This window comes from Sphingomonas sp. SphC10, from assembly GCF_057004845.1.
The window spans coordinates 2,979,946-3,006,350 of the sequence record NZ_CM168044.1 but is presented as its reverse complement, the minus strand read 5'-3'; the positions used below and the strand labels follow the sequence as shown (position 1 = coordinate 3,006,350).

Here is a 26,405-nt window from a genome sequence, read left to right as displayed (position 1 = left end):
TACATCTTTACTCATGGGCGACCCACAAACCGCGCAATGGCGTGACCCATCCGCCACAGCCGCCAAAAAGCCGTGCGATCAGGGGCTGTTTACCCTCTCTCTGTTCCGCTAAACCGCGAGCATATGCCCCATCTCTATCTCGTCGACGGCTCCGGCTATATCTTCCGCGCCTATCACCGCCTGCCGCCGCTGACGAACAAGCATGGCGAGCCGGTGGGGGCGGTGTACGGCTATACTACCATGCTCTGGAAGCTGGTGGACGAGATCAATGCCGCCGATGGGCCGACCCATATGGCGGTGGTCCTCGACAAGTCGTCCAAGACCTTCCGCAACGAGATGTACGACCAGTATAAGGCGCACCGGCCCCCGCCCCCGCCCGATCTGGTGCCCCAGTTCCCGATGATCCGCGACGCCACCCGCGCCTTTTCGCTGCCCTGCATCGAGGAGATGGGGCTGGAGGCCGACGACCTGATCGCCTGTTATGCCCGCGCCGCGATGGCGCAGGGGTGGCAGGTCACGATCGTCTCGGGCGACAAGGACCTGATGCAGCTGGTCGAGGATGGCAGCCTCGACATGCTCGATACGATGAACAACCGGCGTCTCGGCGAGGCGTACGTCCAGGAGAAGTTCGGCGTCGGGCCGAAGCAGCTGGGCGATGTCCTCGCGCTGATGGGCGACAGCGTCGATAACGTGCCGGGCGTGCCGGGTGTCGGCCCCAAGACCGCCTCCAAGTTGATCGTCGAGCATGGCGACCTGGAATCCGTCCTCGCCGCCGCGCCCGAGATGAAGAAGGGCAAGCTGCGCGACAACCTGATCGAACATGCCGAGAATGCGCGGCTGTCGAAGCGGCTGGTCACGCTGGAGTGCAACGCGCCGCTGCCGCAGCCGCTGGAGGAACTGGCGCTGCATCCGACCATCCCGGATGCGCCGCTTCGCGCCTTTCTGGAGCATCACGGCTTCCGCTCGCTGATCGCCAAGATGGGCCAGATCACCGACGATGCCGCGCCCGCCCCCGTCGCCGGAGAAGCCGCGCCCGCCGCGCCGATGGACGATGACGAGCCGTGCAATCTCGACGGCTATACCACGGTGCAGGACCTGGCGACGCTCGACCAATGGGTGGCCGACGCGCGTCATCAGGGTTTCGTCGCGATCGACACCGAGACCAGCTCGACCGACGCGACCCAGGCCGAACTGGTCGGGGTCAGCTTGTGCCTGGCGCCCAACAAGGCGTGTTATATCCCGCTGGGCCATGGCGGCACCGACCTGTTGGCCGAGGTGCCGGTACAGATTCCGGTCGCCGAAGCCTTGGAGCGGATCAAGGCACTGTGCGAGGACCCGTCGGTCCTGAAGATCGGTCAGAATCTGAAGTTCGACATGATCGTGCTGGGCGAGCGCGGCATCGCCGTCGCGCCGCATGACGACACCATCGTCATGAGCTTCGACCTCGACGCCGGGCTTCACGGCCACGGCATGGACGAACTGGCCGCGACGCATCTGTCGCACACCTGCCTCGCCTTCAAGGAGGTGGTCGGCACCGGCAAGAAACAGCTCGGCTTCCACGAGGTCGATCTCAAACTCGCCACCCGCTACGCCGCTGAGGATGCCGACGTCACGCTGCGGTTGTGGAAGCGGTTCAAGGCGCGGTTGCCCATGGAGCAGGCGACGCGCGTCTACGAGATGGTCGACCGCCCGCTCGTCCCCGTGATCGCGGGCATGGAGCGGCGCGGGATCAAGGTCGATCGCGACCGCCTCTCGCAACTCTCCACCGAGTTCGCCGGACAGATTGCCGCGCTCGAGGGCGAGATTCATGCGATGGCGGGCACCCCCTTCACCATCGGCAGCCCCAAGCAGCTCGGCGAAATCCTGTTCGACCGCCTCGGCCTGAAGGGCGGGCGCAAGGGGAAGTCGGGCGTCTATTCGACCGACGTGACCGAACTCGAACGCCTGGCGCGCGACGGCGGCGAAGCGGCGGAGATCGTGCGCAAGATCCTGGAATGGCGCCAGCTCTCCAAGCTGAAGAGCACCTATACCGACGCGCTCCAAGCGCAGATCAACCCCAAGACCGGCCGCGTCCACACCAGCTACAGCCTGACCGGCGCACAGACCGGCCGCCTGTCCTCGACCGAGCCGAACCTTCAGAACATCCCGATCCGCACCGAGGTGGGGCGGCAGTTGCGCGAGGCGTTCATCGCCGAGGACGGCCATGTCCTGATCGCGGCCGACTATTCGCAGATCGAGTTGCGGCTGGCCGCGCATATGGCCGACGTGCCCGCCCTGCGCGATGCCTTTGCCAATGGCGACGACATCCACAGCCTGACCGCGATGGAGCTGTTCGGCGAGGTCAATCGCGACACGCGCGGGCGCGCCAAGACGATCAACTTCGCCATCCTCTACGGCATTTCGCGCTGGGGCCTGGCGGGGCGGCTCGACGTGTCGGCGGACGAGGCGCAGTCGATGATCGACCGCTATTTCGAACGTTTCCCCGGCATCAACCGCTATATCGCCGAGACGCTGTCGAGCGTGCGCGAGAAGGGGTTCACCGAGACGCTGTTCGGCCGCAAGACGCATTTCCCGCGCATCGCCTCGCGCAACCAGGGCGAACGCCAGGGGGCCGAGCGTGCCGCGATCAACGCGCCGATCCAGGGCACCAGCGCCGACATCATCAAGCGCGCCATGGTCCGCATGGAACCCGCCCTCGCCGCCGCTGGCCTCGGCCATGTCCGGATGCTGCTGCAGGTGCATGACGAACTGGTGTTCGAGGCGCCCGAAGCGGATGCCGAGGCGGCGGGCGCGGTCATCCGCGAGGTGATGGCGGGCGCGGCCGAACCGGCGGTGTCGCTGTCGGTGCCGCTGGGCGTCGAGATCGGCTTCGGCAAGAGCTGGGGCGCGGCACATTGATCCACGCTTCCCTCACCCCCATTCCTCCCCAAGCGCCGCTTGGGGAGGGGGACCATGGCGATAGCCATGATGGGGGGGCAGCTTGGCCCAACCTCGCGGCCGGTGACACCCCTCCGTCAGGCCGTCGGCCGATTTCGGGGCACTGCGCCCACTGATGGCCCAGACCCAGGACATCGACGCGCTGGCCAAGGGCGGGCGGACCAACATCGCGGGCTTCGTCCTGCGGCTGGCGGCGCGCATCCCCTTTCTGTTCATCGCGGGGCGCATCTATGGCCCCGATCTGGTCGGGCGCTTCGCCATTGCCGTAGTGGTGGTCGAGCTGGCGGCGCTGGTCGCGACACTGGGCATGAAGCGCGGGCTGGCACAGGCACTGGCCTCAACCGACCGGCCGCATGTCCATGTCGTCTGGGACGCGATGGCGCTCGCCTTCCTCGCCTCGGTGGCGGCCAGTGCGGTCCTGTGGAGCTTTCCCGAGCTTCTCTACCCCAATAGCGCGATCACCGGGCTGGACCGGTGGCTGCCCTGCATCATCGTCGCCATCGCCTGGTCCGATGTCAGTCTGGCCGCGCTCGCCTATCGCCACAACGTCAAGGCGACCGTCACCGCACGGGCGGTGATCGAGCCCTGGACCATCTCGATCGCCGCCTGGGTCTTTTCCTTCTTCACCATCCGCGACGGCCTCGTCCTGTCCTATGTCGCGTCGATGACGGCGGCGCTGATCGCCAGCCTGGTGCCGTTCCTGCGCAGCTATGGCCTGCCGCAGGGATGGAGCCCCCGCCTCGCCCGCGTCTTCGCGCTGGCCCGTGCCAATGCGCCGCTGGCGGGGGCGGACGCGCTGGAATGGGGCACGCGCAATGTCGACCGCTTCATCCTGGGCGTGATGTTCGAACCGCGCATCGTCGGCATCTATTACATGGCGCAGCAGGTCGCGTCCTTGCCGCAGAAGCTGAAGACCAGTTTCGACCCGATTCTGGGCCCCGTCATTACCCAGAGCCTGGCCAATGGCGACATGGGCGCGATCGCGCGGCAGGTGCGGCAGGTCGCCTTCTGGATCATGGCGGCGCAGGGCTGTCTGGCGCTGATGGGCTCGATTCCGGGCGAAGGCGTGATGGGCGTGGTCGGCCCGCAATTCGTGTCGGGCACCGCCGCCCTCGCCTTCCTGCTGTTCGCCGAGGTGCTGGCCTCGACCGGCGCGGTATGCGAGTCGGCGCTGGTCTATACTGCGCGGCACCGCAACCTGATGATCTCGATCGCGATGCTGGGCGTACAGATCGGCCTGAGCTTCGCGCTGATCCTGGGGATGCGCGCGCTCGGCTGGCCACAGACCTGGGCGGCGGCGGGCCCGGCGGTGGCGCTGGCCATGAGCGTGACCATGACCTCGGTCATCAAGGCGCGCGTGTTGTCGGGCATATTGAAGGCGCCGGTATCGCCGTTCCGCTGGCCTTTGGTCTGGGCGGCCGGTGCGGCGGTCGTGGTCGGGGGCGCGTTCACCCTGCTGCCCAAGCGGCTGGAATGGGCCGAACTGCTGTTCGGCGAGCCCGCCATCGCGGCGACCTATCTGCTGGTGCTGTGGCGCTGGGCCTTCGGTCCGGCGGACCGGGCGCTGTTCGGCAAGGCGCCAAGCGCGGAGGAGGCGACGCTGCCCAATGCGGGCGGGATCACACGGTAACCTTTTCCTCCCCTGCAAGGGGAGGGGGACCAGCGAAGCTGGTGGAGGGGTGTCGCCCTATCGAGAGCGGGACACCCCTCCGTCAGGCCTTTGGCCTGCCACCTCCCCTTGCAGGGGAGGAACTACAGCCCGATCAATGCCGGAAGTGGCGCATGCCGGTGAAGACCATCGCCAGGCCCGCCTCGTCCGCCGCCGCGATGACCTCGTCGTCGCGGATCGAGCCACCCGGCTGAATCACCGCCGTCGCGCCCGCCTCGACCGCGGCGAGCAGGCCGTCGGCGAAGGGGAAGAAGGCGTCCGACGCGACCGCCGAACCGATGGTGCGGGGTTCCGCCCAGCCCGCCTTCTCGGCGGCGTCCTTGGCCTTCCACGCCGCGATGCGCGCCGATTCCAGACGGTTCATCTGGCCCGCACCGACACCGGCGGTCGAGCCGCCCTTGGCATAGACGATCGCGTTCGACTTCACATGCTTGGCCACCGTCCAGGCGAAGCGGCAATCGGCCAGTTCCTGCTCCGTCGGCGCGCGCTTGGTCACGACCTTCAGCATGCCGTCGGTCAGGCGGCCATTGTCGCGGCTCTGGACCAACAGGCCGCCCGCGATCGACTTCATCATCAGGCCGGGGCGTGCCGGGTTGGGAAGCTCACCCGACAGCAGCAGGCGCAGATTCTTCTTCTTGGCGAAAATCTCACGCGCTTCCGGCGAAGCGTCCGGGGCCACCACCACTTCGGTGAAGATGCCCGAGATCGCTTCCGCCGTCTCGGCGTCGAGCGGACGGTTGCAGGCGATGATGCCGCCGAACGCCGACACCGTGTCGCAGGCGAACGCCGCCTGATAGGCCTCCAGCAGCGTCTCGCCGCTCGCCACGCCGCAGGGATTGGCGTGCTTGACGATGACGACGGTCGGCGGGCCGTCGAGGAACTCGCTGACCAGTTCCAGCGCGGCGTCGGCGTCGTTGAGATTGTTGTAGCTCAGCGCCTTGCCCTGCAACTGCTCGGCCTGGGCGATGCCCTGACCGCCCTTTTGCGGCAGATAGAGCGCGGCGACCTGATGCGGGTTCTCGCCATAGCGCAGCGTTTCGGGATGCTTGGTGAAAGCGAGCGGCAGGGTCGCCGGGAACGCCTCTCCCTGGTCGACGAAGCCGAACCACTGCGCGATCGCCGAGTCATAGGCGGCAGTGGCGGCGAAGGCCTTGGCGGCGAGGCGCTGGCGGGTCTTCAACGTCGAGGCGCCGTCATGGGCGGCCAGATCGGCCAGGAAGTCGGCATAGTCGGCGGGATCGGTCAGGATCGAGACATAGCCATGATTCTTGGCTGCCGAGCGGACCATGGACGGGCCGCCGATATCGATATTCTCGATGATCTCGGGCCGCTCCGCGCCCTTCGCGGCGGTCTGCTGGAAGGGGTAGAGGTTGACCACCACGAGGTCGATCGCGCCGATGCCATGCTCGGTCATCGCGGCGGCATGGGCGGGGTCGTCGCGCACCGCGAGCAGGCCGCCATGCACCATCGGGTGCAGCGTCTTGACCCGGCCGTCCATCATCTCGGGGAAGTTGGTGACCTCGGAAATGTCCCGCACCGGCAGGCCCGCATCGCGGATCGCCTTGGCGGTGCCGCCGGTCGAGACAAGATCGACCCCGCGCTCGGCCAGCGCACGGGCCAGGTCGATGACGCCGGTCTTGTCGGACACCGACAGCAGCGCGCGGCGGACCGGCACGAGATCGACGGAGGGAGCGGAGGGGAGCGAAACGGCCATCGGGCAGCGGGTCCTACATGCTGAAGGGGAGTTTGCGGACCCGATAGACTCCGATTCGCCGAAGCGCAAAATGTGATTCGGGGTATGCGCCTTTCCTCCCTTGCAAGGAGTGGCAGGTGGATTGCCTCCCAGGCAATCCAGATCATGCCGGGGGCATGATCGACCTGTCACTGGGACCAGCCAAGCTGGTGGAGGGGTGTAGCGCTATCGAGAGGGCGACACCCCTCCGTCAGGGCTGCGCCCTGCCACCTCCCCTTCCAGGGGAGGAATTTGATCGTTCGCGCGGAGAATGCGGAGGGGTTTGTTCCCCTGGCAAGCCGCTCGGATCAGCAATGGCCTGAGAGGAATCCTGCGCATGAGCCAGGCCAGTCATCTCTGCGTTCTCCGCGCCTCCGCGCGAACGATCCTTCTTAAAGCGCCCGCTTGAATGCCCAGCTGACATGCGCGCCGCCCGCGGGCGTTTCGCCGGTCACGACCAGCTGCTGCGTCGCCACCGGCCGTCCGGTGCCGTCGATCCACAGCGACTCCTCGATGGCCAGCATGCCGCCGCGACAGCGGAACTGCCACAGCGCGCCGTCCTCCAGCCGCAGGATCGCCTGGCCGCTCTCGGCCGTCACCATCGCCTCCACCCCGTCGCCCAGATGGAAGCGCAGGGCGAAGACCGTGCTGCCCGCCTGCCGCTTGCGCCCCTCGGGCAGCAGCGCATCCTCGCCGCGCAGTTCGCGCCCGTCGCCGGTCAGCAGCAGCTGGCGACGATGGGTGAAGCCATAGCGGCGGACATAACCGTCATGGCTCGCCTCGATCCGGCTGGCCGCGTCCGACTCCTGGCGGCTGAGCTCCACCTCGGCGACGCCGCGTCCCAGCGTGCCATCGGCATGGATGGCGGTGGAGTTGCTGTCGCCCAGCGTCAGCGTCGAATGCGCCGCCGTGGTGCGCAGGCCATGGGCCAGGCTGGCGGGCACCTGCGCCACGGTGGCGCGCGCGCCGCCGCAATTGACGACGATCCGCTGCGCGCCGTCCGAAAACTCGAAGGCCAGGGTCGAGGCGCAGCCACCCTCGATCGCGCGGGCGATCGGTGGGGGGGCGGCGTCCATGACCAGCACCGCCTGCGCCGCCGCCAGCCGCTGATAGCCCCAGTCGCCTGCCTGGCGCAGCGGCCGGGTACGCACGCCCGACGCCTCGATCACGGCGGCGATCCGCTCGGGCGTTTCGGGGCCGGAGCCCTGCCAGCTCGACAGCGCCCGGTCGCCATGCATGACGCCGAGCAGCGCGGAGATCATCCGCTGCAACCGCGTCTGGAACTGTTCGGGAAAGGCCAGGCCGCGCGCGTCATAGACTTCGCGCATCATGGTCAGCAGCATCACCGCGTCGAGCTGTACCGCCGGACTGCGCGCGATCACGCCGCCGTCGGGAAACAGCCCGGTATCGAGCGCGCGGGCCAGCCCCGCCTCACCGAACGCCTGGCGCGGATCGCCGCCCGCCAGCAGCAGCCCGGCCGCGATCACCCCGCACCATGCCGCGATGCGCGCGACGCCCGGCGGGGCCTTGTCGGCGCCGCGATCGAGATGCCGCGCGCCCCGCGCCATCGTGTTGAGCACGCGCGAGCGATAGACGAGGTCGTCGGACGACAGGATCAGCGGCGCATGCGCGGTCCAGAACAGGATGCGCCGCCCCCAGAGATCGGGGCGCCAAGCGACGGCATCGACCGTCTCGGCAAAGGCGTCGAGCCAGCGACCCATCAGATACTCGGCGATCGGCGCGCCCTGCGCCCGGGTCGCGACGGTCGACAGGTCGCGCAGCCAGGCAAAGCTGTGCAGATGATCGGCAAAACCCGTCGACCAGTCGGGCCGGGCGAAATCGATCGACTCGACCCCGCGCTCCTCGCCCCGCCAGTCGAGCACCCCGCCCAGCAGCGCATGACCGCGCTCGATATCGCCCAATACGGGGTCCTCGGGCACCGCCATCAGCTTCAGCGGATGCCGCCCCTTCAGCCGCAGCGAATGCAGCGGCGTACGCCAGGTCAGCCGGTGAAGATGCTCGCTAAGCCGATCCGCGAGCGACAGGCCGCCGCTCTGGACGCGGACCAGGCGTTTGCCTTCCTCGATGCTGTCGGCGGCGATACGGGCCTCTTCGGCCCCCATGCGATCGCGCATTTGAGTCAACGGCCCGCTCAACCGCGCAGAGCGGCGATGTTCGCGGCGTAATGCTCCGGACCACCCCGGAAGGCGGCGGTGCCCGCGACCAGCGCGTCGGCCCCGGCCTCGATACAGCGCTTGGCCCAGGCCGGATCGACCCCGCCATCCACCTCCAGGTCGATGGCGCGGCCCGAATGCTCGATCATCTTGCGGATCGCCGAAATCTTCTTGAGCTGGCTCTCGATGAAGCTCTGCCCGCCGAAGCCGGGGTTCACGCTCATCACCAGGACCAGGTCGACCATGTCGATCAGGTAATCCAGCATCTTGGCGGGCGTGGCGGGGTTCAGGACGACACCGGCGCGCTTGCCCAGCCCCTTGATGTGCTGGATCGTGCGGTGGATATGCGGCCCCGCCTCCGGATGGACCGTGATCGTGTCCGCCCCGGCCTCGGCAAAGGCGTCGAGATAGGCGTCGATCGGCGAGATCATCAGATGCACGTCGAACGGCTTGGTCGTGTGCGGGCGCAACGCCCTCACCACCGCCGGGCCGATGGTGATGTTGGGCACGAAATGCCCGTCCATCACATCGATATGGATCCAGTCGGCACCAGCGGCGTCGATGGCCCGGACTTCCTCGCCCAGTTTGGCGAAATCGGCGGACAGGATGGAGGGTGCGATACGGACGGGGAGCATGGCATTTGTCCTTAACGCCATATCGCGCCCAAGTCAGCCTTTGCGTTGCAGCCGCGCGATGAAGAACCCGTCGAGCCGCCCTTCCTTTGCGAGCATCGTCGGCAGGGTGCGGATCGTGCCCTCCTCGGTGATCCCCGGCCACTCGCCGGTGATCGGCGACAGCGCATAATCGGGCCGCTCGGCCAGGAAGGCGGCAATCTGGCGCTCGCCCTCTTCGGGCTCCAGCGAGCAGGTGGCATAGACCAAGGTCCCGCCGGGCTTCAGCCAGTCGGCGGCGCGCGCCAGGATCACGCGCTGCAACGCGGCCATCTCGGCGATGATCGCGGGGCGGACGCGGTAGAGGACGTCCGGGTGACGGCGGAAGATGCCGCTGGCGCTGCACGGCGCGTCGACCAGGATCGCGTCGACCGGTTGCTTCGGGCTCCATTCGCGCAGGTCGGCGGTGACGACTTCGGCGGACTGGTTGGTGCGCTCCAGATTCTCGGCGAGTCGGGCAAGGCGCGACTCGGACTGGTCGATCGCGGTGACGGTCCAACCGGCGGCGGCGAGCTGGAGCGTCTTGCCACCCGGTGCGGCACACAGGTCGAGCACATGGCCCTTGCCCTCGCCCAGCAGCCGTGCGGGGATCGAGGCGGCGAGGTCCTGCACCCACCAGGCGCCCTCGTCGAAACCCTGCAACTCCATCACCGCGCTGCCCGAAGGCAAACGCACATGACCGGGCAACAGGCTAATCCCGCCCAGCTTTTCGGCCCATTCCCCGGTCGCGGACGGATCGGCCAGAGTCAGGTCGAGCGGCGGCGGCGCGGCGATGGCATGGGCGGCGGCCTCGACCATCTCCTCGCCCCAATTCTCTTCCCAACGGGCCTCGGCCGTGTCGGGCAGAGCGGGGATTTCGGGGAGCAGCACGCCGCTCTTGGTGATGGTGCTGAACACGCCGTGGACCAGCTTGCGCGGGCCGCCATCGACCAGCGGCAGCACGGTCGAGATGGCGGCGTGCGGCGGCGTGCCCAGCGCCAGCACCTGGACGAGCGCGATGCGCAGGGCGAAGCGCGCCTTGGCATCGTCGGGCAGGCGCTGCTTGGTCGCCGAGTCGATCAGCGCGTCGAGATCGGGCAGGCGGCGCAGCGTCTCCGCCGCGATGGCGTGCGCCAGGCCCCGATCAGGCCCGCCCGGCAGCGCGCGAGTCGCCGAGGCGAGGGCGGCCTCCAGCGGCTCGCCCCGACGCAGCACCGCGTCGAGCAGCCGGATGGCGGCGCGGCGGCTCGCGGTGCCCAGCGGCTCGGTCGGGCGCTGCTGCCGCCCGCGCCGGTCCTCGCCCTTGGGGCCACCACGACGATCGGGACGGCCACGGGTCGGCGATTGGGGAGGACGTGTCACTTGGCAAAACTCCTGTCAGCCCCGACATGGGCTGCAATATTCCGTCCCCTTAGTCGAAAGGACCGCTCATGGGCCAGCGCCCCGACCATGTGAAGCCGCCCGCCTATCTCTCGCAGAACCCGCCCGTGCCGCAGCCCGAGGCCAAGCCGGAGCCGCAAGACGACCCGTTGGGGAAGAATCCGGTGCGCTATGGGGATTGGGAGTTGAAGGGCGTAGCGGTCGATTTTTGAGGGGAAGCCCTTACCCTTCTTCTTTTAAGCCCCTCCCGCACGCGGGAGGGGTTTGGGGAGGGCACGGAGCCTCGCAGAGTTTATCGCTTGGGGCTTGCCCTCCCCCATCCCAGTTTCAGGTAAACGATGCCCCGCATCGTTTAGGTCATGCCGGGGGCATGACCGACCTGAAACTCGCCTGCGGGAGGGGAGCGGCAAGAGGCAGGCGTTTACCGCCCTACCCCCGTTCAGCCTGAGCGAAGTCGAAGGCCACACCCCGACCTCACCTCAAGCAAAAAATCACCGCCGCACCAAAGTCCCCGCCCCCTGCTTGGTGAAGATCTCCAGCAGCATCCCATGCGGCACGCGCCCATCCAGGATCACCGCCGCATCCACGCCCGCTTCCACCGCGTTGACGCAGGTTTCCAGCTTGGGGATCATCCCCCCCGAAATCGTCCCGTCGATGCGCAGTTCCGCGATCTTTGCCGGGTTGAGGTCGGTCATCAGCTCGCCCTGCTTGTCCAGCACGCCCGCGACATCGGTCAGCAGGAAGAAGCGCGACGCGCCCAGCCGCGCGGCGATCGCGCCCGCCATGGTGTCGGCGTTGATGTTATAGGTATGCCCGTCCAGCCCGATGGCGACCGGCGCGATGACCGGGATGATGCCGTCGGCGCACAGGCTTTCGATGAGTCGCGGGTCGACCGCGACCGGCTCACCGACGAAGCCCAGGTCGACATGCCGCTCGATCCCCTTCAGCGGATCGGCCTCGCGCCCCTGGATCTTCTCGGCGATGACGAGGCCCGCATCCTTGCCCGAGATGCCGACCGCGCGGCCCCCGGCGGCGGAGATCCAGCTGACGATTTCCTTGTTGATCGAACCCGCCAGCACCATTTCGGCGATCTGCGCGGTTTCGCGGTCGGTGACGCGCAGGCCATTGACGAACTGTGATTCGACGCCCAGCCGCTTCAGCATGGCGCCGATCTGCGGGCCGCCACCGTGCACGACCACCGGGTTGATGCCGACCGCCTTGAGTAGAACCATGTCCTCGGCGAAGTCGCGCTGCCGCTCGGGATCGCCCATGGCGTGGCCGCCATATTTCACCACGAAGGTCTTGCCCGCATAACGCTGAAGATAGGGCAGCGCCTCGGTCAGCGTCTCAGCCTTGGCGAGCAGGGCGGCGTCGGGATCGTGGTTGGTCATGGCGGCCCTTTATCGCGGGTCGGGAGCGGGGAAAACCGGCAATATGGGTCAGGCGCGGTCCAGCCGCCGCCCCAGCCCCACGAAGACATAGATCAACGGCGGCACCAGGATCGCCGACAGCGTGACCTTGGCGATCATCTGCCCCACGATCAGCGGGCCGACGGGAAACTCGCCGTAAAAGGCGATCGTCACGAACAGCAGCGTGTCGACCACCTGGCTGAGCATGCTGGCGATCGCCGCGCGGAGCCAGAGCAGCTTGCTGCCCTCGCGTCCTTTCAGGGCGGCGAAGATGGTGACGTTCAGCGTCTGCGACACGCCGTAGGCGACGATGCCCCCCATCCAGATCCGCCAGGTCGATCCCAGCACCAGCTGGATCGCATCGCGATTGGCCGGGATCATCTCCGGCGAGGCGGGCAGCTTGTAGACGACGAAGGAGAGGACCAGCGACACGAGCAGCGGCACGAAGCCCACCCGCACCAGCCGTCCGGCGGTGGCGGGGCCGTGCAGCTCGGCCACCGCGCTCGACGTGACGACCAGCAGCAGGAAGGCGAAGATGCCCGCCTCCACCGCCAGCGGGCCGAGCGCCACCTGCTTGTTGCCCAGCACGCCCGCGATACAGACCATGCCGCCATAGAAGATCGACAGGGCAAAGAGCGAAGGCGAAATCAGGCGGGGGCGAGCGGAAATGTCGGGCTGGTCCATCGGCGACTGCTAGCGCGAAAACGATCCGGGGCAAAGGATTAGCGGCGTCACATCCCTCCCCTGGAACGGGAGGTGGCAGGCTGGAGGCCTGACGGAGGGGTGTCGCCCTTCTCGATAGCGAGACACCCCTCCGACGCGCTGCGCGCGCCACCTCCCCTTGCAGGGGAGGAATTGGCAAGCTCAACCGCTTGCACCGCACCCCGTGACAGGCTCTATTCCCCGCCGACACAGAAAAGAGGGGGATCACATGCGGTTGGCTAAATGGCTCGGCGGGGTGGCGGCGGCACTGGCGATTCCCGGGGCGATGCTGCCCGGCATCGCGGCGGCGCAAGGGAGGCCCGACCAGAAGGCGTTCTTCGACCTGTACAAGCAGCTGGTCGAAACCAACACCAGCCTGTCGGTCGGCAGCTGCACCCAGGCCTCCGCGCAGATCGCCGACCGGCTGAAGGCGGCGGGCTACAAGGACGCCGACATCACCCTGTTCGCGGTGCCCGAACATCCCAAGGACGGCGGCATCGTCGCGATCCTGCCCGGCACCGACAAGAAGCTGAAGCCGATGCTGCTGCTCGGCCATCTCGACGTGGTCGAGGCCAAGCGCGAGGACTGGACGCGCGATCCGTTCAAGCTGATCGAGGAGGACGGCTTCCTCTATGGACGCGGCACCGTCGACGACAAGGCGATGAGCGCGATCTGGGCCGACACGCTGATCCGCCTGAAAAAGACCCCGCCCAAGCGCACGATCAAGATGGCGCTGACCTGTGGCGAGGAAACGACCTTCGCCTTCAACGGCGCGGAATGGCTGGCCAAGAACAAGCCCGACCTGATCGCCGCCGAATTCGTCCTGAACGAGGGCGGCGGCGGGCGGCTCGATTCGGACGGCAAGCGCGAGTTGCTGGCGGTGCAGGTCGGCGAGAAGGCGGCGCAGAACTATACCTTCCTCGCCACCAATCCGGGCGGGCACAGTTCGCAGCCGACGCCGGAAAACGCGATCTACGGACTCGCCGATGCCGTGAAGGCGGTGCAGGGTTACGAGTTTCCCATCCACCTGACCGACACCACCCGCGCCTTCCTGACCGCGACCGCACAGAAGGTCGGCGGCCAGCTGGGCGATGCGATTACCCGCCTGCTCGCCAATCCGGACGACAAGGCAGCGGATGCGATCGTCAGCCAGGACAAGGCGCTGCACTCGACGCTGCGCACCACCTGCGTCGCGACGCTCCTCCAGGCGGGCCATGCCGAAAACGCCCTGCCCCAGCGCGCGACGGCCAATATCAACTGCCGCATCTTCCCCGGTGAGACGGTCGACGGCACGCTGGCCCGGCTGAAGGAGCTGGCGGGCGCCAAGGTCACCGTCACCGCCAACCAGCCGGTGCGCCCGACCGCGATTTCGCCCAAGCTGGACCCGAAGATCATCGGCCCGATGAAGACGCTGGCGGCCAAGCACTTCCCCGGCGTGCCGCTGGTCCCGATGATGTCCACCGGGGCGACCGACGGCATCTTCTTCCAGACGATCGGCATTCCCGTTTACGGCGCGCCGGGCATCTTCATCGAGAAGGACATGTCGGGCATCCACGGCCTGAACGAGCGGATTCGGGTCAGCTCGCTCTATGACGGGCGGGATTATCTCTACGATCTGGTGAAGGCTTATGCATATTGAGTGAAACGTCGCCGCCCGTGCCCGGCGGGCGGCGGTTTTTCACATCGAGCCGGGGGATGCGCGTGCTCCCCATCCGAGAGTGCGACGGTTTGCACATCCGGGCAGGGTCGGCATGCCCATAGGCCTGTCTTCCCCCCGCCCTCGGACAAGGGGAGGGGTGGATCGCGCCGTGGCCCTAACCGGGGCGGGTCGTCGTCCAGCAGGGTTTCAGCATCGCGCGCGTCCGGTTCACCCATTCGGCCAGCGGCGTGCCGGCATTCGAATCGACCTCGACCGGAAACCCGATTTCCGAGCCGTAATGCGCCCGAAAACGGACCCGATAGCCCACGCCGTCCAGGATCAAGTCCGCCGGGTCGCTGGGCAGCGACGGTCTCGGCATGGGGATGGATCGCAAATGGCGGACGGCTTCGGCCGCGCCGGGACATGTCCGGCTATCGGCCCATGTGATGACGGTCGGCTTGCCGTGTCGCCGTAAGGTCATGCGCAGGATGCGGGGATCCGCCATGCTACTGGCCTCGTCGCGAAGAAACGCGACGGTTTCCGAACTATAGGCAAGTGACGGCTCATAGGTCATGTCCGCCCAGACATCATCGGGTAACGGCCCGGTGATGCTGGCTTGCAGGATCAATGCTGCGATCATCTCGGCTCTCCCGTTCCTTCAACCGCTGGGGCGTCGCGCCCGTCGCAAGCTGCCAATTGGCTGAACGCCGCCGCCATGCTTCGTTCAGATCAAATGCCTCAATATCTGCAACATACGGGAGCGAATACGTTTCGAGGAACTGGCAATGAAGATGCTCAAGACCGGATTGCTGGTGGCCCTGGCCGGTGGGGCGATGCTGACGGCCACCGCCGCCGGCGCGCAGGACTGGCGCTATGACGGCTATGCCGCGCAACAGGCGCATCAGGATGCCCGGTATCGCGCCTATCAGGCGGGCCGGGACCAGCGCGCGGCCGACGAAGCCGCCTATTATGGCGATTACCGCGCCGCCAATGCCTATGCGCATGATGCCTCGATCCGCCGGTCGGAGGCCAAACAGGCCGCCCGCTTCGCGCATGAGGCGAAGAAGGCGCAATATTGGGATTCATGGCGGCATCACGGCTGGGGCTGGTAAGCCCCGCCCCCCGACGCGCAACGGAAAAGGGGCCGACGCTGGGTTAGCGTCGGCCCCTTTTTGCTGTGCGATACACTCGGCGATCACGCCCGGCGATCGGCCCGCAGCCGATCAGCCGTCGTAATCGGCACCCAGATTCTGGTTGCGCGGCGGAGCGGCGGCGGTCAGGCGCAGCGCCTCGGCCGAGGCCTGCAGGCTGCCGACGTCATCCGCCTCGTCCTCGTCGTCGATCTGGACGCGCTGCAGGCTGTTGACCACGGCTTCTTCCAGATGGGTCGGACGAACCGTTTCCTCTGCGATCTCGCGCAGCGCGACGACCGGGTTTTTGTCGCGATCGCGGTCGACGGTCAGATCCGCCCCGCCCGAAATCTGACGGGCCCGCTGCGCCGCGAACAGCACCAGATCGAAACGGTTGGGAATCTTGTCGACGCAATCTTCGACGGTGACGCGCGCCATGCGTGTGTCCTTCGCAAATAATGCTGGGATGAAAGCGTGCCGCCTAGCAGCAAAGGCCGCCCAAGTCAAAAGCCTTGGGCTTGCAACACCCCTGCCCCCTGGATCGTTACGTTTTCAACAGGATCACCTACCCCAAGGAGCCGCGCCATTTCCGCCCCCCATCCGCCCGAGCAGCCCGGTTTCCAGGTCGATGGGCAGCGGCTGACCCTGCTCGACACGGGGCCGCGGCGACTGGAGGCGGTGCTGGCGCTGATCGACGGGGCGCAGGTGTCGTTGCGCATCCTCTATTATATCTATGCCGATGACGAAACCGGGCGGCGGGTCCGCGACGCGATGATCGCGGCGGCCCGGCGCGGCGTTTCGGTGTCGGTGATCGTCGACGGATTCGGGGCGGGCGCGGACGAGGCGTTCTTCCGCCCGCTGGTCGAGACGGGTGCGCGGCTTTCACGGTTCGAGCCGCGCTTCGGCCGCCGCTATCTGTTGCGCAACCATCAGAAGCTGGCGCTGGCGGATGCCGAAGGGCCCTCCCCCTCGATCATCATCGGCGGCTTCAATATTGAGGATGATTATTTCGGCACCCCCGCCGACCAGAGCTGGCGCGATCTGGGCCTGTTGGTCGAGGGTTCGGCGGCGGCGCGGATGGCGGGATATTTCGATGCGCTGTTCGCCTGGACGGAAGATCCCAAGGGGCGCCTTCGCGACCTGAACAAGGCGCTGGCGCATTGGAGCGAGTCGAAGGGCAGATTGCGCTGGTTGATCGGCGGGCCGACCCGGCGGCTGTCGCCCTGGGCGCGAACCGTGCGCGACGATATGCGGCGGGGGCGACGCATCGACGTGATCGCCGCCTATTTCACGCCCAGCCCCACCATGCTGCGCCGCCTCGACCGGGCGGGGCGGCGCGAGGCCGAGGTGCGGATCGTGACGGCGGGCAAGTCCGACAACGAGGCGACGATCGCCGCCGCGCGCTTCACCTATGCGGGCCTGCTGCGCAAGGGCGTGCGGATTTTCGAATATCAGCTGACCAAGCTGCACACCAAATTATACGTGATCGACGATGCCGTGCATGTCGGCTCGGCCAATTTCGACATGCGCAGCCTGTTCGTGAATCTGGAACTGATGCTCAGGGTGGAGGACGCCGCCTTCGCAGCCCATGTCCGCGCCTATATCGATGGAGAGGTCGCGCGGTCGGAGGCGATCACCCCCGACTGGTACAAGCGGAATACCGGTTGGTTCCAGCGGCTGCGCCAGTTCGCGGCATATCTGCTGATCGCGGTGATCGACCCGTCGGTATCGCGGGGGCTGAACTTCGGGATCGAGGCGCCGGACGGGGACTAAAATTCCTCCCCTGTAAGGGGAGGTGGCAGGCCGTCAGGCCTGACGGAGGGGTGTCCCGCTATCGAGAGGGCGACACCCCTCCACCAGCTTCGCTGGTTCCCCTCCCCTTACAGGGGAGGAATGGGTGTCAGTCCTTCCAGGCCCAGTAGAGCTGCGCCGGGGGCACGTTCCACCATTCCATATCGTGGTCGATGTTCGACCAGTGCGGGACCAGGAAGTCCTTCACCTTGGGGCTGAACTGATAGACCAGGAACGCGCCGCCGGGGCGCAGCACGTCATGCGTGCCTTGCGCGATCGCCGGACCGACGCCGGGCGGCAGGGTCGAGAAGGGCAGGCCCGACAGGACATAATCGGCATGGTCGAAACCATGATCGCGCACGATCTTCTGCACGTCCGCCGCCGACCCGTTCACCGCCTTGAAGCGGGAATCGATGATCGTGTGGCGCAGATAGTCGCAGAAATCGGCATTGGTATCGATCGCGATCAACGTCGCGTCGGGCGCCATGCGCTCCAGCACCGGGCGACAGAAGGTGCCGACGCCGGGGCCATATTCGACGAACAACTTGGTGTTGGCCCAATCGACGGGGGCCAGCATCTTGCGGATCAGCTTGCCCGACGACGGAATGATCGAGCCCACCATCACCGGATGCTTCAGGAACTGCTGAAAGAACATCTGGCCGGGCGACGGATAACCCGTGGCGTCGGTGCGGGACTTGCGCGCGGCGGTGGTCGAGCTGGGCATCGAGTTCCTGTCGTTCGTGATCCCCGCGTAAGGGACGCGCGAGGGAAACCCCCTCGTCGCACAGGTGCCGAACGACTTTCAAGCTATTGGGTTGCGCGGGCGCGGTGCATTCCGTCGCAAAGCGGACTCGATCGACGGGGAATTTGGCATGGACCGGACAGGGCAGATCGCGGTGATTTTCGTGTCGACGCGGACGGAGAGCGATGCGGCGGGCTATGCCGCGGCGGCGGAGGCGATGGATCGGCTGGCCGCCGGGCAACCGGGTTATCGTGGCGTCGACAGTGCGCGCGGGGCGGATGGGATCGGGATCACCGTCAGTTGGTGGGCAGACGAAGCCAGCGCCTTGGCGTGGCGGGCGCACCCGGACCATGCCGCGATCCGGGAGCGGGGGCGGGCGGAATGGTATTCGCGGTATGAGGTGGCCGTGGCGCAGGTTGGGCGGAGTTATGAGTGGGACCAAACTTAGCCGTTTGGAATCCAAAGCGCGCCGCAAGCACGCCCCTCCCGCAGGCGGGAGGGGATGGGGGAGGGCAAGGAGTCTCACAGAGACCATCGCTTGCGGCCCTGCCCCCACCCCAAACCCCTCCCCCCTGCCGGGAGGAGGGGCTTAGGCTTCCGTTACGGCTGCTTGTCCCCTCGCGGCGTCAGCATGCCCGGCGCGATGAAGCCGATCGGCTGGATCGCAGCCGCCTCCTGCTTCAGCTTGGCGGCGATCTGTTCGTAATCGCGCTCCATTTCCGGGGTTACGCTCGCCCGCGCCTCGGTCAGTGCCTCGTCAAAGGCCGCCATATCGACCTGAGTCGCGCCCAGCGACTTGCGCAGCGCGATCAGGCCCGCCCGGCGCACCACATCGCCCAGATCGGCACCGGTGAAACGGTCGGTCCGCGCCGCCACATCGTCCAGATCGACATCCTCGGCCAACGGCATCTTGGCGGTCTGGATGCCCAGGATACGCCGCCGCCCCGCCTTGTCGGGCACGCCGACATAGATCAGTTCGTCGAACCGACCGGGCCGGAGCAGCGCGGGGTCGACCAGATTGGGCCGATTGGTCGCGCCGATGACGACGACCGACTGCAACTCCTCCAGCCCGTCCATCTCGGCCAGAATGGTGTTGACCACCCGCTCGGTCACCTGCGGCTCACCCAGCCCGCCGCCACGCGCCGGGACCAGCGAATCCAGTTCGTCGATGAAGATCACGGTCGGCGCCACCTGCCGCGCACGGGCGAACAGCCGAGTGATCTGCTGCTCGCTCTCGCCATACCATTTGGACAGAAGGTCGCTCGACTTGGTGGCGATGAAATTGGCCTGCGCCTCGCGCGCGACCGCTTTCGCCAACAGCGTCTTGCCGGTGCCTGGCGGGCCATAGAGCAGGAAACCCTTGGCGGGCCGAATGCCCAGGCGCCGAAACGCATCCGGGTCCTTCAGCGGCAGTTCGACGCCTTCCTTCAGCTTCATCTGCGCGGTGTCGAGGCCGCCGACATCCTCCCAGCGCACGGTCGGCGCCTGCACCATCACCTCGCGCATCGCCGAGGGCTGGACGCGCTTCAGCGCCTCCAGGAAATCCTCGCGCGTCACCGATAGCGTGTCGAGCACTTCGGCCGGGATCGTCCGCTCCTCCAGGTTCAGGCGCGGCATGATCCGCCGCACCGCCTCGATCGCCGCCTCGCGGGTCAGCGCGGCCAAATCCGCGCCGACAAAGCCGAAGGTGGTGCGCGCCAGCTCGTTCAGATCGACCTTGTCGCCCAGTGGCATGCCGCGCGTATGGATGCCCAGGATTTCGCGCCGCCCGCGCTCATCGGGCACGCCGACCACGATCTCGCGGTCGAACCGACCCGGCCGCCGCAGCGCCTCGTCGATCGCTTCGGGCCGATTGGTCGCGGCGATGATGACCAGGTTCGCGCGCGCTTCCAGCCCATCCATCAGCGTCAGCAGCTGTGCGACGAGCCGCTTCTCCGCCTCACCCTGCACGCGGTCGCGCTTGGGGGCGATCGAGTCGATTTCGTCGATGAAGACGATCGAGGGGGCGGATTTGGTCGCCTCCTCGAAAATCTCGCGCAGCCGCTGCTCCGACTCGCCATAGGCCGAGCCCATGATCTCGGGGCCGTTGATCAGGAAGAACTGGGCATCCGACTCATTGGCGACGGCACGGGCCAGCCGCGTCTTGCCGGTGCCGGGTGGCCCGTGGAGCAGCACGCCCTTGGGCGGCTCGACGCCCAACCGCTCGAACAATTCGGGATAGCGTAGCGGCAGCTCGACCATCTCGCGCAGCTGGTCGATGGTCGAGGCCATGCCGCCGATATCGTCATAGGTGACGTCGGCGCGCCTCGCCTCGCGCGGTTCCTCATATTCGGGACGCAGCTCGACCTCGGTATTCTCGTCGATATGGACGACCCCCTTGGGGCTGGCCGCGACGACCGCGAGGCGGATTTCCTGGAGCGCATAGGCGGGCGCGTTCATGAACTGCGCGACGCCCGGCGGCATGTTGGTGACCCGCTGCTGCCCCGCCGTGGCCACCACATCGCCCTGACAGAGCGGCCGGTTGAAGAAGGTCCGCTTCAATGCCTGGGCCGAGCCCTGAAGCCGCAGATTCTGTTGCGCAGGGGCAAAGACGACACGGGTCGCAGGCTTCGATTCGACCTTGCGCACCTCGACGAAATCGCCCGAGCCGACGCCTGCATTGGCGCGCTGCAATCCGTCGATGCGGACGAGGTCCAGCCCTTCATCCTCGGGATAGGGGGCGACCGCGCGCGCCGGGGTGGCCTGTTTGCCGACGATCTCGACCACGTCGCCCTCGGTGATGCCCAGCGCCGCCATCAGGCTGCGCGGGACATGGGCGAGGCCCCGGCCCGAATCCTCGGGGCGGCTATTGGCCACCTGTATCTTGCGGGTCGGCGCGTCGCTGTCGGCCATGATCGTCCCTTGGCAAAGTGTCTGAAACACGAAAGCGCGGGACGTGGGGGCGGGTTCCGATCCGCAAAAGGGCGGACGGCCGAGCCGAGGCAAAAAAAAGGGCCGATCGAAACGACCAGCCCGTGAAAGTTTTTAGGAGAGGATGCCTGAAAGGCCCGTTCCTTTTGCGGTGCGACACGTTATGTTGCAAGTGCGAAAAGCTTGGTTATGATTGCAGTTTGTGCAATCCTCTGCCCAATAGGTCAACGAGTACAGGTACGCCATGCGCAGGCTCCCCCCGCTGGGTGCGATCGAAGCATTTGTCCAGGTCGTACGCCTGGGCTCCATCAAGGCGGCGGCCGAGGAACTGGCGCTGTCGGCGCCCGCGCTCAGCCGCCGGGTGCAGACGCTGGAACGCTTTGTCGGCAAGCCGCTATTCGCCCGGCGGCACCAGGCGATGGTGCCCAATGAAGAGGGCCAGCGCCTGATGGAGCAGATCGCGCCGCTGCTCGACCAATTGTCGGATGCGGTGGAGGCGATGACCAGCGGACAGGAAGTGTTGCGCCTGCGCCTGGGCGTGCTGCCGCTCTATGCGTCGCAGCGGCTGTTCCCGCATATGGGGCTGCTACGTGCGGCACATCCCGAACTGCATCTGGATATCGACACCGCCGGGCATGGCATCGCGCGGCTGGGCGAAGGACTGGACGCGGTGATCGCGCTGGGCCGCGACATCGACCCCTCGCTCTACGCCAAGCGGCTCGACCGCAACAAAGTCTATGTCATCGGCGCCAAGCGGCTGCTCGAAGGCCCCGATCCGCTGCTCCGTCCCGAGCAGATGAACGGCATGACCGCGTTGCTGCACCGCGAAATGCCCGACGCCTTCACCGCCTGGTGCCAGGTTGCGGGACTGACCGATATCAAGCCCAAGGCGATCGACTTCTTCGACTCGGGCGGCCTGATGCTGGAGGCGGTGGCGCAGGGCCTCGGCGTCGCCTTCATGCACGCCAGCCATTTCGAACATGCGCATGATCCGCGTCTGGTCCGGCTGTTCGATATCGAGGTCGACAGCCCGTACAGCCACTGGTTTGTCTGCCGCCCGCGCGCGCTTCAGTTGAAGTCGGTGAAGCTGTTCCACGACTGGCTGATCGCCACGCTGTACCCGGAAGCGGGTTGATACTCCCCTACACCCGCCACAAGCACGCCCCTCCCGCAAGCGGGAGGGGATGGGGGAGGGGGAGGGAAAGCCACGAGCGACGGTCTCGATGAGACTCCTAACCCTCCCCCCGACCCCCTCCCGCCTGCGGGAGGGGGAGCGCGCATGGCGGACCTAGGCGCTCAACCCAACGACAAAAAGCCGCGCGTCCTGTCGGACGGCGGCTTCACGCCTTCAAGGCTCACGGGGCGACCCTGGGGCCGCCGCCCGCAAATTACTTGATCTTGGCTTCCTTGAACTCAACATGCTTGCGCACGACCGGGTCGTACTTGTTGAAGCTCAGCTTCTCGGTCTTGGTGCGCGGGTTCTTCTTGGTGACGTAAAAGAAGCCGGTATCAGCCGAGCTGACGAGCTTGATCTTGACGGTGGTCGGCTTGGCCATGACCTGGTTCCTGTATGCGTGAAAAAGCGAAAGCGGCAGCCGGAGCCGCCGCTATATAAGGGCCGCCCATGGCCCATGGGCCTGCCCGAGTCAAGCATTTCACCTGATTTAAGCCCCTCTTTACGGCCAAGGCCCTATGGAAACCGTGCCGCTTCCCGCTATCGGGGCGGGCATGAGAGGGATGACCATCACGATGGAGCCGGGCGAATCACTTCATGCGGGCCTCAGCTCCACCGAGATTCGCGACCAGCTCTGGGCCCGAATCGCCGCGCTCGACGTGTCCGCCCCCTATGCGCGGGCGGCCGAATTGATCGACGGGGTGGAGGCGATTCGCCGCATCGCCCATCGCCACGGGCTGGTCCCCGCCGTCACCGTCACCCATTTCATCGGCCGCGCGCTCATGCGGCAGGATGAGCCCGCGCCGGTCCATGGCTGGTTCGCGATCCTGAGCGACGCCATCGCCAGCGAGCGGCAGGATTGGCAGGCCGCCAACGCCTTTGCAGAGGCCTGTTCGGTACGTCTGGCCAGCTGATGGATGCGCTGATGATCGTCCTGGTCGCCACGCTGCTGTCACAGGCGGGCGGGCGGCTGAGCGGTTTTGCCGAAAGGCTGGCGGAACGGACGGACAGCGCCCTGCCGGTCCTGGCGGGGGTCCTGCTGGCGCAAGGGTTGCTGGCGGCGGTGGCGATCCGCATCGGGATATTGCTGGGGCCGCAGGTGACACCTGAGGCGCGCAGCCTGTTGCTGGCGGTTGCGCTGGTGCTGGTGGGCCTCGGCATGATGGGGCGGTTGCCGCGCGCTGGTTCGCCCTTCGGCTCGGTTCGCCTGGGGGTGTTCGGCACCGCCTTGTTGGGGGCTGGCACGATCCTGTTGATGGAATCCGGGCTGGTGCTGGTCGCGGTCGCCGCCGCACGCTCTCCCCTGCCCTGGGCGGCCTGGCCGGGCGCGATGCTGGGGATGCTCGGCGCGTTGATACCGGCGATCCTGCTGGGCGCGCGTGAGTGGCGCAGGCTGGCGTGGCGGCCGATCCGGATGACGGGCGGTGCGATCATGATCCTGATCGGCATCGTCATCGCGCTTTCTGCCAAGGGATTGATCTAGGCGGTCGATCAGACAGCACAGGCTTTGTACATGGACAGCGGGGGAGCCATTGGGCCATCGGATCGTTAACGCAACGATTCCTCAGACAGCGGGAGCATGTCCATGTCCGATATCAATCCGGCGCTCGATACGCCGACCGACCTCAATCGCAACGCCACCGCCAGCGTCGCCGACGCGCTGAACGGCGCGCTGGCCGATTGCTATGCACTTTATCTGAAGACCAAGAATTTTCACTGGCACGTCTCTGGCCCGCATTTCCGCGACTATCACCTGATGCTCGACGATCAGGCCGCGCAGATCCTGGGCGTGACCGACGCCATTGCCGAGCGCGTGCGAAAGACCGGCAACGTCACGCTGCGCTCGATCGGCGACATCGCGCGCCGTCAGACCATCGTCGACAATGACCGCGAATTCGTGTCGGCCGCCGACATGCTGGTCGAACTGCGCGATGACAATCTGAAGCTGGTCGAACGTTTCCGCACGGTCAAGGACGCGGCCGAGGAGGCCAAGGACAACGCCACCAGCGGCATCGTCGACGAATGGACCGACCAGGCCGAGGAACGCGCCTGGTTCCTGTTCGAGGCCGGTCGCAAGGGCTGACCGCCCTCCCCGACCCGATACGAAAAGGCCCCGGTCGATACCGGGGCCTTTTTTCCTTCGTGTCAGATCGGGAGCGAGGAATTTCCGTCCCGCATCCACAATTCGGTCTTGGTCAAAACGTCCAGCTGCCCGGCGTCGCGGCGCGCAACGATATAATCGATCAAACCACGGAATTTGGCGGAATCGGTCTGGCCCGTTCCGGTTTCGTAAATGCCGTGAAGGTAAAATTCCAATGTCTCGCCTCGCAATATAGCAACATCAACCAGGGACTTAAGCTCGTCCAAGCTCATGTTCGAAGTGGCGTTGGCGGGCGTGACCACTCCGCCGCGATCCGTAATGCCGAACCGTGACAGCCAGCTCCCCTTACCCTGTGTCGTGCGCGCCATCTTGTATCCGGCGGCCTTCAGCGCGAGGGGCAGTTTCGTGTAGGAAAACTCGCTCGACAAATCAGTGAAATTGAACGTCTTCACCTGTGCGATAACATTTTCGCTGAGCGTGATCTGCGTCGGGCTGTCCACGCTGACAACGGTTGTTCCTACTGGCACGTTGTAACCGCCGACGAGCATGCCCGGCTGAATGCCCGACGTATCCGACATGGTGGCGATCCGTGTGCCATTGGTCTTGGCAGAGAAGCTGCGCGGCCGGAAGGGGCTGTCTTGGTAACGTCCATTGGGGTAGCAACAGAAATCATTGCCACGCGTCATTCCATTGGCCTGAGCCCAGTCTCGTACCTTCTGCAATTCCGCGAGAGCGGCCGCCAAGGTCGGCCGGGTGGTCATCAGATCATCGTCATAGCTACCGTTTAGATAGCAATCCCAGCCTGCATTATACATCTCGCGAAGCTGTGCCAGCATCAGCCGACTTGGCCCCCCGATCTTGCCGGGAGCGATATGGAAGCCGCCCTTGACGTTGCGAGCCTGCATATAGGGGAATGCGTCCGTATATTGCGTCCGCAAAATGTCGTCGAAGCCGATGACAATGGTCGGGCGACCACCCGCGCGGGCCACCAGCGCATCCACGCTGACGCGCGGCGCATGCGGAACCTGGGTAATCACACTGTTCGTCACGCCGAAACGGCCGGCGCCAGCGCCCTGTAATCCTTCGATCTCACTCGAGTGGATCGATGCCCACATGGAGCCATAAAAGAGCGGCTGCGGCGTCTGGTACAGCGGCTCCAGAAGCGGCGTTTTCGCACGAAATTCCTGGCTACCACGCGTCAGCGTCAGATCGAAGGCTGTGACGGTATGATAGATCGGGTCCCATCCCAGATCGACGAACTGTGCGATGGTGCCGAATTTGGCGGGATCGTGATAGCCGATATCCGATTTGCTCAGGCCCGGACCGCCCAGGCGTGATCCGGTCCCCTGGATCTCCACTGCACCACTGCCTTGCGCCACCGCCGAACGACTGGCGAGCAAGGCTTCATTGGTCGCGGTGAACCCACTGGTCGTATCAAAGCTTTCCAGCAATATGGGAATGTCGAGCACGACCGACAGCGCGGAGGCGACGACGCGCTGCCCATTCATGACGCCGACCGTGACCAGACGAGTACCGATATCCTCAGCGCGCGCGACATAGGTGGTCGCCGAGGCATCGGTAATCGGCGTACGTGTTCGGTCGGAGGTCAGGGCTTCGCGAAACCACTGGACTCCCGACATTCCCTGCGGGGCCGAATAGGTCTGCCCGACCGATCCGTCCTTCGTTGCCAGCATATAGATTTGCGGCGCATTAACCGATGGTGTCGGTGTCGGCGTCGGTTGCGGTGCAGGGTCGTTCCCACCCTCGATCACGCAACCAGAGCATGAAAAGGCCATCGCGCCGATCAAGAATTGACGCCGAGTTGTCATCGATTTTCCCCCGCGGGGCAGATCATCGCCGCCCCCCCTTGCTTAGCGGATGCACCAAGTCAGGACAGCGACGCAATCCTGTGATCGTCCCATGCATCGATTTCTATTCCATGATGAGACAGATGATATGCTCTTTTCAACGGCAGAGCGCCCGGATTCTGCCGGATCGCGGCCCATCCGATCATCCGTAACCGGAACACCGACCCTCCCCGCCAGTTAACCCCTTATCAGGTCAGGAGGATTACCCCATGCTCAAGCTTGCCATCACCTTCCTTGTCGTCGGATTGATCCTGGGGGCGCTCGGTTTCGGGGGCATTGGCGGCGCGTTCGTCGGGATCGCCAAGATTCTGTTCTTCATCGCGATCGCGCTGTTCGTGATCTTCCTCGTGCTCGGGCTGGTCGCGGGCAAGTCGGTAAAGAACGCGATCGACTGATC

The 26,405-nt window shown here is 66.4% G+C and carries 24 protein-coding genes; 12 read left to right on the top strand and 12 right to left on the bottom strand.

Annotated features, from left to right (window positions below; genetic code table 11):
• The first annotated feature begins 123 nt into the window (after positions 1 to 123).
• Both polA and ACWKSV_RS13770 read left to right on the top strand, forming a co-directional pair.
• On the top strand, positions 124 to 2,898 hold the full coding sequence (gene polA / locus ACWKSV_RS13775; RefSeq protein WP_076714395.1) for a DNA polymerase I: 2,775 nt from the start codon (positions 124 to 126) through the stop codon (positions 2,896 to 2,898).
• Positions 2,899 to 3,052: 154 nt separating this feature from the next.
• Positions 3,053 to 4,567 carry a lipopolysaccharide biosynthesis protein gene (locus ACWKSV_RS13770; RefSeq protein ID WP_076714393.1) on the top strand — a complete coding sequence of 505 codons (1,515 nt, stop codon included), beginning with the start codon at positions 3,053 to 3,055 and terminating at the stop codon, positions 4,565 to 4,567.
• 133 nt (positions 4,568 to 4,700) lie between these two features.
• Here ACWKSV_RS13770 and purH read toward each other — a convergent pair whose 3' ends face one another.
• From purH to ACWKSV_RS13750, 4 genes are all read right to left on the bottom strand, one after another.
• On the bottom strand, positions 4,701 to 6,320 hold the full coding sequence (gene purH, locus ACWKSV_RS13765; RefSeq protein ID WP_076714391.1) for a bifunctional phosphoribosylaminoimidazolecarboxamide formyltransferase/IMP cyclohydrolase: 1,620 nt from the start codon (positions 6,318 to 6,320) through the stop codon (positions 4,701 to 4,703).
• 410 nt (positions 6,321 to 6,730) lie between these two features.
• Positions 6,731 to 8,473, bottom strand: a complete 1,743-nt coding sequence (locus ACWKSV_RS13760) for a heparinase II/III family protein (RefSeq protein WP_076714389.1) — start codon at positions 8,471 to 8,473, stop codon at positions 6,731 to 6,733.
• 17 nt (positions 8,474 to 8,490) lie between these two features.
• A complete protein-coding gene (rpe, locus tag ACWKSV_RS13755) occupies positions 8,491 to 9,147 on the bottom strand; it encodes a ribulose-phosphate 3-epimerase (protein WP_076714387.1) in 657 nt (218 codons plus the stop codon).
• A gap of 33 nt (positions 9,148 to 9,180) precedes the next feature.
• The gene (locus ACWKSV_RS13750; protein ID WP_443026375.1) at positions 9,181 to 10,524 is read right to left on the bottom strand and encodes an RsmB/NOP family class I SAM-dependent RNA methyltransferase; all 1,344 of its coding nucleotides are present in this window, start codon (positions 10,522 to 10,524) and stop codon (positions 9,181 to 9,183) included.
• Between the two features lie 68 nt (positions 10,525 to 10,592).
• On the opposite strand from ACWKSV_RS13750, the gene ACWKSV_RS13745 reads away from it, so the two are divergent.
• Entirely contained in the window at positions 10,593 to 10,754 is a 162-nt protein-coding gene (locus ACWKSV_RS13745) for a DUF1674 domain-containing protein (RefSeq protein WP_076714385.1), read from the top strand.
• Between the two features lie 279 nt (positions 10,755 to 11,033).
• Here ACWKSV_RS13745 and argB read toward each other — a convergent pair whose 3' ends face one another.
• Together argB and ACWKSV_RS13735 are read right to left on the bottom strand one after the other, a co-directional pair.
• Positions 11,034 to 11,933: an acetylglutamate kinase gene (gene argB, locus ACWKSV_RS13740; RefSeq protein WP_076714383.1), complete on the bottom strand. Its 900-nt coding sequence runs from the start codon at positions 11,931 to 11,933 to the stop codon at positions 11,034 to 11,036.
• 48 nt (positions 11,934 to 11,981) lie between these two features.
• Positions 11,982 to 12,635 (bottom strand): queuosine precursor transporter, encoded by a 654-nt coding sequence (locus ACWKSV_RS13735; protein WP_082442340.1) that lies wholly within the window; start codon positions 12,633 to 12,635, stop codon positions 11,982 to 11,984.
• 247 nt (positions 12,636 to 12,882) lie between these two features.
• On the opposite strand from ACWKSV_RS13735, the gene ACWKSV_RS13730 reads away from it, so the two are divergent.
• Positions 12,883 to 14,292 (top strand): M20/M25/M40 family metallo-hydrolase, encoded by a 1,410-nt coding sequence (locus tag ACWKSV_RS13730; protein WP_076714382.1) that lies wholly within the window; start codon positions 12,883 to 12,885, stop codon positions 14,290 to 14,292.
• A gap of 175 nt (positions 14,293 to 14,467) precedes the next feature.
• Here the strand turns inward: ACWKSV_RS13730 and ACWKSV_RS13725 are convergent, their stop codons facing one another.
• Positions 14,468 to 14,932 carry a hypothetical protein gene (locus tag ACWKSV_RS13725; RefSeq protein ID WP_076714380.1) on the bottom strand — a complete coding sequence of 155 codons (465 nt, stop codon included), beginning with the start codon at positions 14,930 to 14,932 and terminating at the stop codon, positions 14,468 to 14,470.
• A 145-nt stretch (positions 14,933 to 15,077) separates the two neighbouring features.
• Here ACWKSV_RS13725 and ACWKSV_RS13720 point away from each other — a divergent pair, with 145 nt between their 5' ends.
• Positions 15,078 to 15,404, top strand: a complete 327-nt coding sequence (locus ACWKSV_RS13720) for a hypothetical protein (protein ID WP_076714378.1) — start codon at positions 15,078 to 15,080, stop codon at positions 15,402 to 15,404.
• Between the two features lie 111 nt (positions 15,405 to 15,515).
• On the opposite strand, the gene rpoZ is transcribed toward ACWKSV_RS13720, so the two are convergent.
• Positions 15,516 to 15,860: a DNA-directed RNA polymerase subunit omega gene (gene rpoZ, locus ACWKSV_RS13715; protein WP_042486773.1), complete on the bottom strand. Its 345-nt coding sequence runs from the start codon at positions 15,858 to 15,860 to the stop codon at positions 15,516 to 15,518.
• Positions 15,861 to 16,007: 147 nt separating this feature from the next.
• Between rpoZ and ACWKSV_RS13710 the strand changes: the two genes are divergently transcribed.
• Positions 16,008 to 17,195, top strand: coding sequence for a phospholipase D-like domain-containing protein (locus tag ACWKSV_RS13710; RefSeq protein WP_076717803.1), 1,188 nt, complete (start codon positions 16,008 to 16,010; stop codon positions 17,193 to 17,195).
• A 127-nt stretch (positions 17,196 to 17,322) separates the two neighbouring features.
• Here the strand turns inward: ACWKSV_RS13710 and ACWKSV_RS13705 are convergent, their stop codons facing one another.
• Positions 17,323 to 17,937 (bottom strand): class I SAM-dependent methyltransferase, encoded by a 615-nt coding sequence (locus ACWKSV_RS13705; protein ID WP_056438713.1) that lies wholly within the window; start codon positions 17,935 to 17,937, stop codon positions 17,323 to 17,325.
• Between the two features lie 148 nt (positions 17,938 to 18,085).
• Between ACWKSV_RS13705 and ACWKSV_RS13700 the strand changes: the two genes are divergently transcribed.
• Positions 18,086 to 18,403: an antibiotic biosynthesis monooxygenase family protein gene (locus tag ACWKSV_RS13700; RefSeq protein WP_076717801.1), complete on the top strand. Its 318-nt coding sequence runs from the start codon at positions 18,086 to 18,088 to the stop codon at positions 18,401 to 18,403.
• A 152-nt stretch (positions 18,404 to 18,555) separates the two neighbouring features.
• Here the strand turns inward: ACWKSV_RS13700 and ACWKSV_RS13695 are convergent, their stop codons facing one another.
• Positions 18,556 to 20,847 carry a CDC48 family AAA ATPase gene (locus tag ACWKSV_RS13695; protein WP_056438718.1) on the bottom strand — a complete coding sequence of 764 codons (2,292 nt, stop codon included), beginning with the start codon at positions 20,845 to 20,847 and terminating at the stop codon, positions 18,556 to 18,558.
• Between the two features lie 262 nt (positions 20,848 to 21,109).
• Here ACWKSV_RS13695 and ACWKSV_RS13690 point away from each other — a divergent pair, with 262 nt between their 5' ends.
• The gene (locus ACWKSV_RS13690; protein ID WP_076714376.1) at positions 21,110 to 22,000 is read left to right on the top strand and encodes a LysR substrate-binding domain-containing protein; all 891 of its coding nucleotides are present in this window, start codon (positions 21,110 to 21,112) and stop codon (positions 21,998 to 22,000) included.
• A 253-nt stretch (positions 22,001 to 22,253) separates the two neighbouring features.
• Here the strand turns inward: ACWKSV_RS13690 and rpmG are convergent, their stop codons facing one another.
• Positions 22,254 to 22,421, bottom strand: coding sequence for a 50S ribosomal protein L33 (gene rpmG, locus ACWKSV_RS13685; RefSeq protein ID WP_007407030.1), 168 nt, complete (start codon positions 22,419 to 22,421; stop codon positions 22,254 to 22,256).
• Between the two features lie 181 nt (positions 22,422 to 22,602).
• Here rpmG and ACWKSV_RS13680 point away from each other — a divergent pair, with 181 nt between their 5' ends.
• The 3 genes from ACWKSV_RS13680 (at position 22,603) to ACWKSV_RS13670 (ending at position 24,122) form a co-directional block, all read left to right on the top strand.
• On the top strand, positions 22,603 to 22,953 hold the full coding sequence (locus tag ACWKSV_RS13680; protein ID WP_237243492.1) for a hypothetical protein: 351 nt from the start codon (positions 22,603 to 22,605) through the stop codon (positions 22,951 to 22,953).
• A complete protein-coding gene (locus ACWKSV_RS13675; protein WP_076714374.1) occupies positions 22,953 to 23,522 on the top strand; it encodes a TMEM165/GDT1 family protein in 570 nt (189 codons plus the stop codon). Before ACWKSV_RS13680 ends, ACWKSV_RS13675 begins: the two co-directional genes overlap by 1 nt.
• Before the next feature lie 102 nt (positions 23,523 to 23,624).
• Positions 23,625 to 24,122 carry a Dps family protein gene (locus ACWKSV_RS13670; protein ID WP_443025833.1) on the top strand — a complete coding sequence of 166 codons (498 nt, stop codon included), beginning with the start codon at positions 23,625 to 23,627 and terminating at the stop codon, positions 24,120 to 24,122.
• Positions 24,123 to 24,184: 62 nt separating this feature from the next.
• On the opposite strand, the gene ACWKSV_RS13665 is transcribed toward ACWKSV_RS13670, so the two are convergent.
• On the bottom strand, positions 24,185 to 25,948 hold the full coding sequence (locus ACWKSV_RS13665) for a polysaccharide deacetylase family protein (protein ID WP_172839611.1): 1,764 nt from the start codon (positions 25,946 to 25,948) through the stop codon (positions 24,185 to 24,187).
• Between the two features lie 269 nt (positions 25,949 to 26,217).
• Between ACWKSV_RS13665 and ACWKSV_RS13660 the strand changes: the two genes are divergently transcribed.
• A complete protein-coding gene (locus ACWKSV_RS13660; RefSeq protein WP_007407044.1) occupies positions 26,218 to 26,403 on the top strand; it encodes a DUF1328 domain-containing protein in 186 nt (61 codons plus the stop codon).
• Positions 26,404 to 26,405 lie beyond the last annotated feature (2 nt).

Excerpts from the sequence above, each read along its gene's own strand:
- polA (WP_076714395.1), top strand. The coding sequence starts at position 124 with ATGCCCCATCTCTATCTCGTCGACGGCTCCGGCTATATCTTCCGCGCC.
- ACWKSV_RS13770 (WP_076714393.1), top strand. The coding sequence starts at position 3,053 with ATGGCCCAGACCCAGGACATCGACGCGCTGGCCAAGGGCGGGCGGACC.
- purH (WP_076714391.1), bottom strand. The coding sequence starts at position 6,320 with ATGGCCGTTTCGCTCCCCTCCGCTCCCTCCGTCGATCTCGTGCCGGTC.
- ACWKSV_RS13760 (WP_076714389.1), bottom strand. The coding sequence starts at position 8,473 with ATGCGCGATCGCATGGGGGCCGAAGAGGCCCGTATCGCCGCCGACAGC.
- rpe (WP_076714387.1), bottom strand. The coding sequence starts at position 9,147 with ATGCTCCCCGTCCGTATCGCACCCTCCATCCTGTCCGCCGATTTCGCC.
- ACWKSV_RS13745 (WP_076714385.1), top strand. The coding sequence starts at position 10,593 with ATGGGCCAGCGCCCCGACCATGTGAAGCCGCCCGCCTATCTCTCGCAG.
- argB (WP_076714383.1), bottom strand. The coding sequence starts at position 11,933 with ATGACCAACCACGATCCCGACGCCGCCCTGCTCGCCAAGGCTGAGACG.
- ACWKSV_RS13735 (WP_082442340.1), bottom strand. The coding sequence starts at position 12,635 with ATGGACCAGCCCGACATTTCCGCTCGCCCCCGCCTGATTTCGCCTTCG.
- ACWKSV_RS13730 (WP_076714382.1), top strand. The coding sequence starts at position 12,883 with ATGCGGTTGGCTAAATGGCTCGGCGGGGTGGCGGCGGCACTGGCGATT.
- ACWKSV_RS13725 (WP_076714380.1), bottom strand. The coding sequence starts at position 14,932 with ATGATCGCAGCATTGATCCTGCAAGCCAGCATCACCGGGCCGTTACCC.
- ACWKSV_RS13720 (WP_076714378.1), top strand. The coding sequence starts at position 15,078 with ATGAAGATGCTCAAGACCGGATTGCTGGTGGCCCTGGCCGGTGGGGCG.
- rpoZ (WP_042486773.1), bottom strand. The coding sequence starts at position 15,860 with ATGGCGCGCGTCACCGTCGAAGATTGCGTCGACAAGATTCCCAACCGT.
- ACWKSV_RS13705 (WP_056438713.1), bottom strand. The coding sequence starts at position 17,937 with ATGCCCAGCTCGACCACCGCCGCGCGCAAGTCCCGCACCGACGCCACG.
- ACWKSV_RS13700 (WP_076717801.1), top strand. The coding sequence starts at position 18,086 with ATGGACCGGACAGGGCAGATCGCGGTGATTTTCGTGTCGACGCGGACG.
- ACWKSV_RS13695 (WP_056438718.1), bottom strand. The coding sequence starts at position 20,847 with ATGGCCGACAGCGACGCGCCGACCCGCAAGATACAGGTGGCCAATAGC.
- ACWKSV_RS13690 (WP_076714376.1), top strand. The coding sequence starts at position 21,110 with ATGCGCAGGCTCCCCCCGCTGGGTGCGATCGAAGCATTTGTCCAGGTC.
- rpmG (WP_007407030.1), bottom strand. The coding sequence starts at position 22,421 with ATGGCCAAGCCGACCACCGTCAAGATCAAGCTCGTCAGCTCGGCTGAT.
- ACWKSV_RS13680 (WP_237243492.1), top strand. The coding sequence starts at position 22,603 with ATGACCATCACGATGGAGCCGGGCGAATCACTTCATGCGGGCCTCAGC.
- ACWKSV_RS13675 (WP_076714374.1), top strand. The coding sequence starts at position 22,953 with ATGGATGCGCTGATGATCGTCCTGGTCGCCACGCTGCTGTCACAGGCG.
- ACWKSV_RS13670 (WP_443025833.1), top strand. The coding sequence starts at position 23,625 with ATGTCCGATATCAATCCGGCGCTCGATACGCCGACCGACCTCAATCGC.
- ACWKSV_RS13660 (WP_007407044.1), top strand. The coding sequence starts at position 26,218 with ATGCTCAAGCTTGCCATCACCTTCCTTGTCGTCGGATTGATCCTGGGG.